We start from the raw sequence: 12,829 nt of genomic DNA, 5'->3' as shown, positions 1-12,829 counted from the left end.
GCAGTGCGCGAACGGAGCTCTTGGTGATCATCGGCCTTCTGACGGCCGTGGCGGCGTCGGCCTGCTACGGCACGGGTTCGGTCCTGCAGGCGGTGGGCTCGCGCAAGTCCGCCCGCCGGGAGGCGGCTGCCGCCTCCACCACCGGAGTCACCCAGCACGGCGGCCCCAGCCTCTCCTCCACCGCGAAGGCGGCCGTGACCTGGGAATTCATGGTCGGCACGGTACTGGACTTCATAGGGTTCGGGCTGGGCGCGCTGGCCGCCCGGCTGCTACCGCTGTTCCTTTCCCAGACGGTGATCAGCGCCAACCTCGTGATCACGGCCGTGCTGAGCATCAAGCTCCTCGGCATCCGGCTGACCCGCCCGGAGTGGGCCTCCATCGCCGTGGTCTGTTCGGCGCTGGTGCTGCTCGCCACGGCCGCCGGGCCGGAAGGCGGCGGCGACACACCGATAGCCGGCCACTGGTGGCTGCTGGCCTCGTCCATCGCGGTCATCGGCGGCGGCACGCTGATAGTGCGCCTGCTGGGCGCACGGGCCGCGATCCTCGCCGGACTGCTCTCCGGCCTGGGCTTCGGCGCGCTCGGCATCGGCGTCCGCGTGCTGAACGGGGTCGGCCCCTTCAGCCTTTCGTCCCTGCTCACCGACCCCGCGCTGTACGCGATCCTCGTCGCGGGCCTCGGCGGGATGTATCTGCACACCGTCGCCCTGCAGATCGGCTCGGTGAACGGAGCCACCGCGGCCCTCGTCGTGGGCGAGACCGTGGTGCCGGGCATCCTCGGGGTGCTGTGGCTCGGGGACTCCTCCCGGCCGGGCTTCGCCTGGGTCGCGGTGCTCGGTTTCGTGGTGGCCGTGGCCGGGGCCGTCGCGGTCGCCTGGTTCGGGGAGCCGGAACCGGAAGCGGCGCCCGTGCCAGGCGGCGACACCCAGTCGCCGCCCGGAGAGGGCCCCGCCGATCGGCCCCCACACTCCCTGACCGCCGACGATCGCGTGCGCTCCTGAGACTCACCGGGCCGTACGCTGCCAACGGGCGCATGGCCACGACAGCCCACGTGGTCGTCCCTCAGGGGCGTCGCGCGTGGCTGCCCCACGTGGCTGCCCTACGTGGTCATCCCGCCGCGCCGTCCAGGACCACGACATCCCGCGCGGCAAACGCGATGCCCACCCGCTCCCCGGTCTCCGGCGCGTCCCCCAGCGCGCAGGCCGCTTCCACCTGCGGCCCGGCGGCCGGCCGGAGCAGCAGCGCAACATGGGTTCCACGGAACGTCCGGGCCTCGACCGTGCAGGGCAGGCCCTCCTGGGCGGAGGTCAGCCGCACACCGGCGGGCCGTACGAGCAGGCGGCACGGCCCGTCCGCGGTGCCGTCCGGGACCGGCACCTTGCCCCATGAGGTGACGGCGGCCTCGCCCTGCACCGTCGCCTCGACCACGTTGTCGAAGCCGAGGAAGCGGGCGACGAACTCACTGGCGGGCCGCTGCCAGACCTCCAGCGGGGTGCCGGTCTGGGCGATCCGTCCGTCCTGCATCACCACGACCCGGTCGGCCAGCGCGAAGGCCTCGCCCTGATCGTGCGTGACGGCGAGCACGGTCGTCCCCAACTCGCCGAAGAGCCGCCGCAGTTCGACGACCAGGCGTTCGCGCAGTCCGCGGTCGAGCTGGCCGAGCGGCTCGTCCAGCATCAGCAGCCGCGGCCGCGGGGCGAGCGCGCGGGCCAGGGCGACCCGCTGCTGCTCACCGCCGGACAGCGAGGCAATGGCGCGCCGCTGTGCGCCCGGCAGCCCGACCAGGTCCAGCAGTTCGGCGACCGTACGCTCCTGGTCACCGCGCGAGGCACCCCGCATCCGCAGCCCGAAGGCGACATTTCCCGCGACATCACGCTGCGGGAAGAGCTGATGGTCCTGGAACATCAGCCCGACGCCGCGCCGGTGCGTCGGCACCCCCGTCTGGTCCCGTCCCTCCAGCAACACCTGCCCCGCATCGGCCTGTTGCAGTCCGGCCACCACCCGCAGCAGCGTGGATTTGCCGCTGCCGCTCGGCCCCAGCACACACACGATTTCCTGCGCTGCGACGTCCAGGTCCACCGCGTCGAGCGCGGGGCGTGCGCCGGGCGCGCCGAAGCGGACGGTCACCCCGCCCAGCCGCAGCAACTGCGGCGCCGTGGTCCCACCTTGTGCCGTCATCTAGAACTCCCCGGACTGGTCGATGGGGGTACCCGCTGCCGAGCCCGCTCGGGGCCGCGGGCGGATGCGCTCCAGCGCCAGCAGGGCCCCGGCGCACACCGCCATCAAGATGGTCGACAGGGCCATCGCCTGCCCGTAGTTGGTTTCCCCGGCGCGCCCCAGCAGCCGTGCCACGGCCACCGGCAGGGTCGGGTTGTCCGGCCGCGCGATGAAGACCGTCGCGCCGAATTCCCCGAGGGACACGGCGAAGGCGAAGCCGGCCGCGATCAGCAGCGCCCGCCACACCATCGGCAGATCCACCTCGCGCCACACCCGCCACGGCGAGGCACCCAGCACGGCCGCCGCTTCCCGGAGCCGCCCGTCCACCGCCCGCAGGACGGGCAGCATCGTCCGGACCACGAACGGCACGCCCACCAGTGCCTGAGCCAGGGGGACCAGCCACCAGGAGGCGCGCAGGTCCAGCGGCGGCTTGTCGAGCGTGATCAGAAATCCGAAGCCGACGGTGACCGCCGACACCCCGAGCGGCAGCATCAGGAGGGCGTCGAAACCGCGCACCAGCCGGCCGGCCCGGGAGTACTTCCCGTTCGGCCGAAGCCGGGACCGGGGAAGGGTGAGGGCGGCTGCGGCCAGCCCTCCCACCACCAGCGCGATCGCCGTCGCCGCGGCTCCGTAGGCAAGGGAGTTCCACAGGGCGTCGAGGGGCGCGACGACAAAGGTGCTGTCGGCGGACGCGGCGGAGCCCAGCGAGGCGTAGAAGGTCCCTCCGTAGCCGTCCGGACCGTCGAAGGACCGCTCCACCAGCACCAGGAGAGGCACGACGAGCAGGACGGCGATGACGGCGAGCGTCCCCCACAGCAGCGTCCACTGGCCGCCGCCGCGGGGCCGGCGGGCGGTCGTCGAGGCGTCCACCAGCCGCAGGGCGGATTCCCGTCGGCGCACCGTCCAGGCGTGCAGGACCAGCAGTCCCAGTGCCGCGGCGAATTGGAGCAGCGTCAGGACGGCGGCCGTCGGCAGGTCGAGGAAGTCCGCGGTCTGCCGGTAGATCTCGACCTCGAGGGTCGAGAAAGTGGGCCCGCCCAGGATCTGCACGATGCCGAAGGAGGTGAAGGTGAACAGGAAGACCATCAGCGCCGCGGCGGCAACGGCCGGGCCGAGCGCGGGCAGCGTCACCCTCCGCCAGGCCGCGAACCGTCCGGCACCCAGCACCCGCGCCGCCTCCTCCTGCCGCGGATCGAGCTGCGCCCACAGGCCGCCGACGGTCCGTACGACCACGGCGTAGTTGAAGAAGACGTGCGCCAGCAGGATCGCCCACACCGATGTGTCGAGGCGGACGCCCCACAGGTCGTCGAGCAGTCCGCCGCGCCCGAGCAGCGCCAGGAAGGCCGAGCCGACGACGACGGTCGGCAGCACGAACGGCACCATCACGACGGCCCGCAGCAGCCGTTTGCCGGGGAAGTCGAAGCGCGCGAAGACGTAGGCGCCGGGCAGGGCGATCAGCAGCGTCAGCGCGGTGGAGGCCGCCGCCTGCCAGACGGTGAACCACAGCACATGGAGCACATCGGGATCGCCGAGCACCGCGCCGATCCGGCCGAGCTGCCAGCGCCCGCCGTCCTTCAGCCCGCGCCCGACGATCGCCACCACCGGATACGCGAAGAACAGCGCGAAGAAGGCGAGCGGCACGGCCATCAGGCCGAGCCGCACCGCCGTTCCCCCCGCGGGCCTCCTGCGCCGGAGGCGGGCTACTTCAGAACGAGCGAGGACCACTGCTTGATCCACTGTTCGCGGTTCTTGGTGATCGTCTCCGGGGCCAGGGTCGCCGGCTTGTCGATCTTCGTGCCGTACTTGGTGAACAGCGCCGGCACCTTGGCCTCCTTCAGGGCCGGGTTGACGAACATCCGCAGCGGCACGTCCTCCTGGAACTTCTTGCTCAGCAGGAAGTCCAGCAGCGCCTTACCGCCCTTCTCGTTCTTCGCGCCCTTGAGCAGACCGCCGAATTCGATCTGCCGGAAGCAGGTGCCGGTCGCGATACCGGTCGGTGCCTGCCGAGGCTCCGGCTTCTTGCCCAGGACCTCGGCGGGCGGGCTGGAGGCGTAGGAGACCACCAGCGGCTTGTCGCCCTTGCCCTTGGCCGCCGCGGAGCCCGAGAACCGGTTGTTGTAGGCCTGTTCCCAGCCGTCGACGACCTCGACACCGTTGGCCTTGAGCTTCTTCCAGTAGCCCTGCCAGCCGGCCGCGCCGTACTTCGCGATGGTGCCGAGCTGGAAGGCGAGTCCCGGTGAGGAGGTCGCGGAGTTCTCCGTGACGAGCAGCCCCTTGTATTGGGGCTTGATCAGATCGTCGAAGGTCTTTGGCGGCGCGATCTTGTGCTCGGCGAAGTAGGCGCGGTCGTAATTGACGCAGATGTCGCCGTAGTCGAGCGGTGTGACGCGGTGCCGGCCCTTGTCGAGCTGCAGGTAGCCGGGCACGCCGTCCAGGCCCTTGGCCTTGTACGGGCTGAAGATGTCTTCCTTCAGGCCGCGGGAGAGCAGGGTGTTGTCGACGCCGAAGAACACATCGCCCTGCGGGTTGTCCTTCGAGAGGATCGCCTGGTTGACGGCCTTGCCCGCATCCCCGCCCGGGAGCAGCTTGATCTTGTAGCCGCTCTCCTTCTCGAAGGCGGCCAGCACCGACTTGGAAGCGGCGAACGAGTCATGGCTGACCAGCGTGACGGTCTTGGCGTCCGCGCTTGCGCCGCCGCCCGAGCCGCCGCATGCGGTGAGTGCGGTCATGCCGACCGCGGCGGCGAGCGCCGTCGCGGTGATCCTGCTGGTGGTGCTCACTGATTTCCTCCTGGCTGGCCAGGAAGAGACGCGGCCCCGCCCGGTGTCCGCGGCCACGTCGTCGGGCGACGTACGGCGAGCGGATCCGGGCAGGGCGCAACAGCATGAGTGACGACCGAACTTCCTACCCGGAATGACCCGGGCGAGGTTCAAGGGTCTGCGGGCACCGTAGGTCTACGACGCTTCCGCACTCTCAGCGCTGTGGCGCTCCCCTGTCGGAATGTGCATTTGTTCGAGCACACGCTACCAGCGGGCGGTCAGCGCTCCGAGGCCGCGAGCTGTCCGCAGGCGCCGTCGATCTCCTGGCCGCGGGTGTCCCGGACGGTCACCGGCACACCGTGTGCCTCGATGGCCTGGACGAACGCCCGCTCGTCCTCGGGGCGCGAGGCGGTCCACTTCGAGCCGGGCGTCGGGTTCAGCGGAATCAGGTTCACATGGACCCGCTTGCCCTTGAGCAGCCGTCCCAGCAGGTCACCGCGCCATGCCTGGTCGTTGATGTCGCGGATCAGGGCGTACTCGATGGAGATCCGCCGGCCGGACTTCTCGGCGTACTCCCACGCCGCGTCCAGCACCTCGCGGACCTTCCAGCGGGTGTTGACGGGAACGAGCGTGTCGCGCAGCTCGTCGTCCGGGGCGTGCAGCGACACCGCGAGCCGGCATTTGAAGCCCTCGTCGGCGAACCGCAGCATCGCGGGGACGAGGCCGACCGTGGAGACGGTGATGCCGCGCTGGGACAGCCCCAGGCCGTCGGGCTCGGGGTCGGTCAGCCTTCGGATGGCGCCGACCACCCGCTTGTAGTTGGCGAGCGGCTCGCCCATCCCCATGAAGACGATGTTGGACAGCCGCGCCGGCCCGCCCGGCACCTCGCCGTCGCGCAGCGCGCGCATGCCGTCGACGATCTGGTGCACGATCTCGGCGGTGGAGAGGTTGCGGTCCAGGCCCGCCTGGCCGGTGGCGCAGAACGGGCAGTTCATACCGCAGCCGGCCTGCGAGGAGATGCACATGGTGACGCGGTCCGGGTAGCGCATCAGGACGGACTCGACGAGCGTGCCGTCGTGCAGCTTCCACAGGGTCTTGCGGGTGGTGTCGTTGTCGCAGGAGATGTGCCGGACGACGTTCATCAGGTCTGGCAGCAGCTCCGCCGCCAGCTTCTCGCGCGCCGCCGCCGGGATGTCGGTCCACGCCGCCGGCTCGTGTGCGTAGCGGGCGAAGTAATGCTGCGAAAGCTGCTTGGCGCGGAACGGCTTCTCGCCGATCGCGGCCACCGCCTCGCGGCGCTCGACGGGGCTGAGATCGGCAAGGTGACGCGGGGGCTTCTTGGCTCCGCGCGGCGCGACGAAAGTGAGTTCTCCGGGTGCAGGCATGGTGCTTCCAGTGTCGCAGACGCGCGAAGAGGGGCCTGCCACGTAGTGCGGCAGACCCCTCTGAACGCCGGAACCCCCGCGTATGCAGGGACAACGCGAGGGAACCGGGGGGTTCGGACGGGCCGGCGGTCAGCCGGAGCCGACGAAGACCACGAACAGCAGCCAGACGACCGGCGCGGTCGGCAGCAGCGAATCGAGGCGGTCCATGATCCCGCCGTGACCGGGCAGCAGCGTGCCCATGTCCTTGATACCGAGATCCCGCTTGATCATGGACTCGCCCAGGTCACCGAGGGTGGCGCTGGCCGCCACCGCCAGCCCGAGCAGCAGGCCCTGCCACCAGGCTCCGCCCTTGATCAGGAACTCCATGCACAGAGCGCCGGCGGCCATCGCGAAGACCACCGCGCCCAGCAGCCCCTCGCGGGTCTTGCCGGGGCTGATCCGCGGCGCGAGCTTGTGCGTGCCGAAGCGCCAGCCGACGGCGTACGCCCCGGTGTCGCTGACGACCGTCAGCAGCAGGAAGGTCAGCACCCGCTGCGGGCCGTCGTCCTCGGCGGCGAGCATCAGGGCCACGAAGGTCGCCAGGAACGGTACGTAGAACGCCGCGAAGACTCCGGCGGTGACATCCCGCAGATAGTTCTCGGGCGCCTCCGTCATCCGCCAGACCAGGACGGCCAGCGCGGTGAGCGCCATCGCCACCCATGCGCCTTCGGCGCCCCGCACATACCCGGCGATCACCATGGCGGTGCCGCCGACCGCGAGCGGCACCAGCGGCACCCGGATGTCCTTGCGCTCCGACAGCCGCGAGGTCAGCTCCCACAGGCCCACGACGACGGCGATCGCGATGACGCCGACGAAGACGGGCTTGTAGACGAAGAGCGACGCAAGGATGATCACGCCGAGGCCGACGCCGACTCCTATCGCGGCGCGCAGATTGCGCCCCGCGCTCTTCTTCTTCGGCTTCTCTGGGTGCCGCGAGCTGCCGGGCTCGGGGGAACCGGGGAAAGCAGTGGGCATGGGCTCCTGCGGCTCTTCGTCGCGGAAGAGGGGGCCACTCAGTCGAGCGGCCCCCCGGTCGTCCCGGTGGTCCCGGTAGTCGTCCTGGTGTCCGCCTGGCTCGGGCACGATGGGCATGGGCCGAGTCTGCGCCGCGTCGCCCCCGTCGTGCACGGGACCCGCCGAGGCGGGGGGCGCCGTCCCGCGGAGCGCGGGGACCGGTCCCTGGTCGGGTGGCCCCCAGTGCGCGGCGCCGGGCGGGGTCCCCCAGGATGACTCGTTCATCAGACCTCGAGGAGCTCGGATTCCTTGTGCTTGAGCAGCTCGTCCACCTGCGCGACGTACTTCGCGGTGGTGTCGTCGAGCTCCTTCTCGGCGCGGCGCACCTCGTCCTCGCCGGACTCCTTGTCCTTGACGAGCTTGTCGAGGGCTTCCTTGGCCTTGCGCCGCACGCTGCGGATCGAGATCTTCGAGTCCTCGGCCTTGTTCTTGGCGACCTTGATGAACTCCTTGCGGCGCTCCTCGGTCAGCTCCGGGAACGTCACTCGGATGATATTGCCGTCGTTGCTCGGGTTGACGCCGAGGTCGGAGTCGCGGATCGCCTGCTCGATGTTGCGCAGCGCGCTCTTGTCGAACGGGGTCACCACGGCCATCCGCGGCTCGGGAACCGAGAACGACGCCAGCTGGTTGATCGGCGTCATGGCGCCGTAGTAGTCCGCCACGATCTTGTTGAACATCGCCGGGTGCGCACGCCCGGTGCGGATCGCGGCGAAGTCCTCCTTGGCGACCACGACGGCCTTCTCCATCTTCTCCTCGGCCTCGAGGAGGATCTCTTCGATCACCACTTGCTCCTGGTCTTATCGGTAAGAAGCAGAGCCTCGCCCCTGCCGCGCGTCTTCTCCTGCACGGTGTCCGACCGGCAGGCGGTTGTCCATCCCCGTACCGAGGTCTTCCCACGGCCGGGAGTTGCCGTCCCTACGGGAGGAAGCCCGTACGGAGTCTCGGCAGTTGGGGCCGTCAGGCCCGGGTGCCCTGATCGCTGACGAGCGTGCCGATCTTCTCACCCTTCACCGCGCGCGCGATATTGCCCTCGGCAAGCAGCTCGAAGACGAGGATCGGGAGTTTGTTGTCGCGGCACAGAGTGATGGCGGTGGCGTCCGCGACCTTCAGCTCGCGGGTGATGACCTCGCCGTATTCGAGCGCATCGAACTTGACCGCGTCGGGGTTCTTCTTGGGGTCGGAGTCGTAGACGCCGTCCACGCCGTTCTTGCCCATCAGCATGGCCTCGGCGTCGATCTCCAGGGCCCGCTGGGCGGCGGTGGTGTCGGTGGAGAAGTACGGCATGCCCATACCGGCGCCGAAGATGACGACCCGGCCCTTCTCGAGGTGGCGCACCGCACGCAGCGGAATGTACGGCTCCGCGACCTGGCCCATGGTGATGGCGGTCTGGACGCGGGAGTCGATGCCCTCCTTCTCCAGGAAGTCCTGGAGGGCCAGGCAGTTCATGACCGTGCCGAGCATGCCCATGTAGTCGGAGCGGGCCCGGTCCATGCCGCGCTGCTGGAGTTCGGCGCCGCGGAAGAAGTTGCCGCCGCCGATCACGATGGCGATCTCATAGCCGTCGCGCACCACGGCGGCGATCTCGCGGGCCATGGCGTGCACCACATCGGGGTCGACACCCAGGCCGCCGCCACCGGCGAACGCCTCGCCCGAAAGCTTCAGCAAAAACCGTCGCCTGCCGCCGTGGTCGGCCTTGTCTGTGTCCGCGCCGTCGGCACCGTGATTCATTGAGCTCTCCTCGTGCACATACGAAGAAGGCCATTGCCGTGGGTCTGGTCGAGATCCCTGTCCGGCAATGGCCTCCTCGTCACATCTGCGGCCGGCCGTTGAGCGGCCGACTGCGTACGACCCTAGCGGGGTCGCAGGTCATTCGCTGCCTTCGCGGCAGGCTTCCGGCCCCAAGACCGTGGCCCGACGGCGAGGCTTCGTGTTGCTCAGATGCCGACCTTGATGCGCTCGAAGCGCTTCAGGGTGACACCGGCCTCCTGCAGCACCTTCTCGACGGACTTCTTGTTGTCGAGCGCGTACGGCTGACCGAGCAGCGTCGCGTCCTTGAAGAAGCCGTTGACGCGACCCTCGACGATCTTGGGCAGCGCGGCCTCCGGCTTGCCCTCGGCGCGGGTGGTCTCCTCGGCGACGCGGCGCTCGGACTCGACGACCTCCGCCGGAACGTCCTCACGGGAGAGGTACTTGGGCGCGAACGCGGCGATGTGCTGCGCGACACCCTTGGCGACCTCGGCGTTCTCCTTGTCCAGCTCGACAAGGACACCGATCTGCGGCGGCAGGTCGGGCATCGTGCGGTGCATGTACGCCGTCACGAAGCCACCGGAGAACTGCGCGAAGCGGTCCAGGACGATCTTCTCGCCGAGGTTGGCGTTGGCCTCGTCGACGTACGCCTGGACGGTCTTGCCGGCCTCGATCTCGGAGGCGAGCAGCGCGGCGATGTCAGCCGGGCTGGTGGCGGCGACGTGGGCGACGAGAGCGTTCGCAACGGCCTGGAACTTCTCGCCCTTGGCGACGAAGTCCGTCTCGCACTTGAGCTCAAGGATGACGCCGGAGGTGTTGTCGTCGGCGATGAGGGAGACCACGGCGCCGTTCTCGGCGGAGCGGCCCTCGCGCTTGGCGACGCCCTTCTGGCCCTTGATGCGCAGCGCCTCGACGGCCTTGTCGACGATGCCCTCGGCCTCGTCCAGGGCCTTCTTGCAGTCCATCATGCCGGCGCCGGTGAGCTCGCGGAGCTTCTTGACGTCAGCGGCGGTGTAGTTCGCCATGGTCTGTGAATCTCTTCTCGAAATCTCGAAGTCGAAAGATCTACGGGTGGACGGCGGGGGCGGCGCTTGTGGCGCCGGCCCCCGCCGTCATCAACCGGATGCTGCGGGTCAGGCCTGCTCGGCGTCCGCGGCCGGCTTCTCGGCCTCGGCGGCCGCGGGGGCCTCGGCGGCCGCGGGGGCCTCGGCGGCCGCGGGGGCCTCGGCGGGCTTCTCGGCCTCGTCGGCCTTCTTCTCACCCTCGAGCAGGTCGCGCTCCCACTCGGCCAGCGGCTCGGCGGCAGCGGTCTTCTCGCCGGGCTTCTGGTCGCCGGTGGCGGCACCGGAACGGGCGATGAGGCCCTCGGCGACGGCGTCGGCGATCACGCGGGTGAGCAGGGTGACGGAGCGGATCGCGTCGTCGTTGCCCGGGATCTTGTAGTCGACCTCGTCCGGGTCGCAGTTGGTGTCGAGGATCGCGACGACCGGGATGTTGAGCTTGCGCGCCTCACCGACGGCGATGTGCTCCTTCTTGGTGTCCACGATCCAGACGGCGCTGGGCACCTTCTGCATCTCGCGGATACCACCGAGGGTCTTCTCCAGCTTGGCCTTCTCGCGGGAGAGGACGAGGAGCTCCTTCTTGGTGAGACCGGAGGCGGCCACATCCTCGAAGTCGATCTGCTCGAGCTCCTTCAGGCGCTGCAGGCGCTTGTAGACGGTCGAGAAGTTGGTCAGCATGCCGCCGAGCCAGCGCTGGTTCACGTAGGGCATGCCCACGCGGGTCGCCTGCTCGGCAATGGCCTCCTGGGCCTGCTTCTTCGTACCGACGAACATCACCGAGCCGCCGTGGGCGACGGTCTCCTTGACGAACTCGTAGGCGCGGTCGATGTACGACAGCGACTGGAGCAGGTCGATGATGTAGATGCCGTTGCGCTCGGTGAAGATGAAACGCTTCATCTTCGGGTTCCAGCGCCGGGTCTGGTGCCCGAAGTGGACGCCGCTCTCCAGCAGCTCCCGCATCGTGACGACGGCCATGGCCGTACTCCTCGTGTATCTCGGTTCCACCACGGCCGGTCGGCCGCGGTGCCTGACGCCCCGACGCGCCTGCCGAGGAATGAACCTTGCGGAACCTTCCGAGGACCGAGGAGCGCGGCCATCGCGCTGCCCAAAAAGGGACTGCTGCACTGATGGCGGGGCGTGCGAAGTCGACCCGGTGACCCGGATCGCCACAAGAAGTGTACGGGACGGCCGATGTACTGGGCGACACGCACCTTTTCGTGCCCCGTGCGGGTGACACCGTTGTCCACAATCGGCCGGTTGTCCACAGATTCCGACCAAGATCCCCACGCCGCGGCGGACTGCGTCACGGTCGGGGCATGAAACGACATTCCAGCTCGGGCACGCACTTCCGCGGGACGACCGGATCACCGGCACGACGTCGGTGGCGTCTGCGGCACGTGCGTCATACGGACCGTGTGCGCCATGCGGCGCGTGTGCGTCATGCGGCGCGCGTTCGCCACCTGCGCCGCATGCAGGAGGCGCCCAGGAGAGACGGGCAGAACTGCCTCTTCCCTGTGTGGGCGGCGACCGGGTTCCTGTCCTTCGCAACGGCTGCGGCCCTTGCCATGACGACGCTGACGCCGGCGTCGGCGATGGCGTACGCGATGCCGAGCTTCGGGACGGAGAGAGGGAGGACCACTCCCATGGCGGTCGCTGTGTCGGAGGCGGTGGCGGAGGCTGTGGCCGTGGCGGTGGCGCCGGGAGACGGTCGGGCGCGGGGTTCGGCTTCGACTTCGGGTTCGGGTTCGGGTTCGGAGGATCGTGCCTGGCCGGTGGAAGGCGCGGCAGGCATACGGCCCACGGTGTTACGCGGCTGGGAACCGCCACCCACACCATGGGCCGCCGGCCACCGCGGCGTGGACCTGGCAGCGTCGGCCGGTGCGACGGTGCGCGCGGCGGCGCCCGGACGGGTGGCCTTCGCCGGCACCGTTGCCGGGCGTGGCGTCCTCACCATCGAGCTGTCCCGCTCGGGCCGTCCCCCGTTACGCACCACCTACGAACCGGTCCGCGCCACCGCAAAGGAGGGCGAACACATCCTGGCGGGCGAGCCCGTCGCCGTACTGCAACGGGGCCCGTTCCACTGCCGGGGGCCCTGCCTTCACTGGGGCCTGCGCCGCGGAAAGGCGTATCTGGACCCGCTCACGCTCTTACCTGCACCCATGCTCCACGGCGGGCCGTCGCGCCTGCTGCCGGTGATCGGCATCCCCGTGCCACCAGGCCGTACGGACCACGACCGCCCAGGCGCCCCGACCGCTCACGACACGGCTGCCGCTCCCACCGAAACCGCACTCGCCGTCGCGGCCGCACTGGCCACCGCCGCGCTCTGGGCGCTGGGACGCCTGTCGCCGGGCCGGTCGCTCAGAAGGGGCGGGAGCCGTCCGAGCCACCCGTCCCGTGGAGAAGCGGGGGTATCGGAGGGCAGGTGAGCCGGGGAGGATGAGCGCCGGGGATGACGAGCGCGCGAGGCGTGGACACAGAACCACGGAAGCGCGGGGCCAAGCCCCGCGGCCTCGTACCGGCCCACGACCTAACGGCGGCTGCGGGCTGCGGGCTGCGTGCTGCGTGCTGCGTGCTGCGTGCTGCGTGGCCAACGAGTCTGGGGGTGGGGTGG

At 70.2% G+C, this 12,829-nt stretch carries 11 protein-coding genes; 2 read left to right on the top strand and 9 right to left on the bottom strand.

The window, feature by feature from the left end; all coding sequences use genetic code 11:
* The first annotated feature begins 23 nt into the window (after nt 1–23).
* On the top strand, nt 24–998 hold the full coding sequence (locus tag AC5677_RS28115) for a DMT family protein (RefSeq protein ID WP_497190694.1): 975 nt from the start codon (nt 24–26) through the stop codon (nt 996–998).
* 106 nt (nt 999–1,104) lie between these two features.
* Here the strand turns inward: AC5677_RS28115 and AC5677_RS28110 are convergent, their stop codons facing one another.
* From AC5677_RS28110 to rpsB, 9 genes are all read right to left on the bottom strand, one after another.
* On the bottom strand, nt 1,105–2,175 hold the full coding sequence (locus tag AC5677_RS28110; RefSeq protein ID WP_497190693.1) for an ABC transporter ATP-binding protein: 1,071 nt from the start codon (nt 2,173–2,175) through the stop codon (nt 1,105–1,107).
* Complete coding sequence (locus AC5677_RS28105) at nt 2,176–3,939, bottom strand: ABC transporter permease (RefSeq protein ID WP_497196785.1); 1,764 nt, start codon at nt 3,937–3,939, stop codon at nt 2,176–2,178.
* On the bottom strand, nt 3,915–4,994 hold the full coding sequence (locus AC5677_RS28100) for a thiamine ABC transporter substrate-binding protein (RefSeq protein WP_497190692.1): 1,080 nt from the start codon (nt 4,992–4,994) through the stop codon (nt 3,915–3,917). Before AC5677_RS28100 ends, AC5677_RS28105 begins: the two co-directional genes overlap by 25 nt.
* Nucleotides 4,995–5,251: 257 nt before the next feature.
* Complete coding sequence (rlmN, locus tag AC5677_RS28095; RefSeq protein WP_497190691.1) at nt 5,252–6,358, bottom strand: dual-specificity RNA methyltransferase RlmN; 1,107 nt, start codon at nt 6,356–6,358, stop codon at nt 5,252–5,254.
* A 129-nt stretch (nt 6,359–6,487) separates the two neighbouring features.
* The gene (locus tag AC5677_RS28090) at nt 6,488–7,636 is read right to left on the bottom strand and encodes a phosphatidate cytidylyltransferase (RefSeq protein WP_497190690.1); all 1,149 of its coding nucleotides are present in this window, start codon (nt 7,634–7,636) and stop codon (nt 6,488–6,490) included.
* Nucleotides 7,636–8,193: a ribosome recycling factor gene (frr, locus tag AC5677_RS28085; RefSeq protein ID WP_497190689.1), complete on the bottom strand. Its 558-nt coding sequence runs from the start codon at nt 8,191–8,193 to the stop codon at nt 7,636–7,638. Before frr ends, AC5677_RS28090 begins: the two co-directional genes overlap by 1 nt.
* Nucleotides 8,194–8,368: 175 nt before the next feature.
* Nucleotides 8,369–9,139 carry a UMP kinase gene (gene pyrH / locus AC5677_RS28080; RefSeq protein ID WP_362709438.1) on the bottom strand — a complete coding sequence of 257 codons (771 nt, stop codon included), beginning with the start codon at nt 9,137–9,139 and terminating at the stop codon, nt 8,369–8,371.
* 206 nt (nt 9,140–9,345) lie between these two features.
* Nucleotides 9,346–10,182, bottom strand: coding sequence for a translation elongation factor Ts (tsf, locus tag AC5677_RS28075; RefSeq protein WP_497190688.1), 837 nt, complete (start codon nt 10,180–10,182; stop codon nt 9,346–9,348).
* A gap of 108 nt (nt 10,183–10,290) precedes the next feature.
* A complete protein-coding gene (gene rpsB, locus AC5677_RS28070) occupies nt 10,291–11,193 on the bottom strand; it encodes a 30S ribosomal protein S2 (protein WP_497190687.1) in 903 nt (300 codons plus the stop codon).
* Between the two features lie 881 nt (nt 11,194–12,074).
* Between rpsB and AC5677_RS28065 the strand changes: the two genes are divergently transcribed.
* A complete protein-coding gene (locus AC5677_RS28065) occupies nt 12,075–12,644 on the top strand; it encodes a peptidoglycan DD-metalloendopeptidase family protein (RefSeq protein WP_497190686.1) in 570 nt (189 codons plus the stop codon).
* Nucleotides 12,645–12,829: the final 185 nt, after the last annotated feature.

The organism is Streptomyces sp. JLSY215 (assembly GCF_059682825.1).
Note: the sequence above shows the minus strand (reverse complement) of the source record. Positions and strands in the feature narration are given on the sequence as shown.

What these genes read in the sequence shown, in the direction of transcription:
- AC5677_RS28110 (WP_497190693.1), bottom strand. Translation starts at nt 2,175, where the DNA reads ATGACGGCACAAGGTGGGACCACGGCGCCGCAGTTGCTGCGGCTGGGC.
- pyrH (WP_362709438.1), bottom strand. Translation starts at nt 9,139, where the DNA reads ATGAATCACGGTGCCGACGGCGCGGACACAGACAAGGCCGACCACGGC.
- rpsB (WP_497190687.1), bottom strand. Translation starts at nt 11,193, where the DNA reads ATGGCCGTCGTCACGATGCGGGAGCTGCTGGAGAGCGGCGTCCACTTC.
- rlmN (WP_497190691.1), bottom strand. Translation starts at nt 6,358, where the DNA reads ATGCCTGCACCCGGAGAACTCACTTTCGTCGCGCCGCGCGGAGCCAAG.
- tsf (WP_497190688.1), bottom strand. Translation starts at nt 10,182, where the DNA reads ATGGCGAACTACACCGCCGCTGACGTCAAGAAGCTCCGCGAGCTCACC.
- AC5677_RS28090 (WP_497190690.1), bottom strand. Translation starts at nt 7,636, where the DNA reads ATGAACGAGTCATCCTGGGGGACCCCGCCCGGCGCCGCGCACTGGGGG.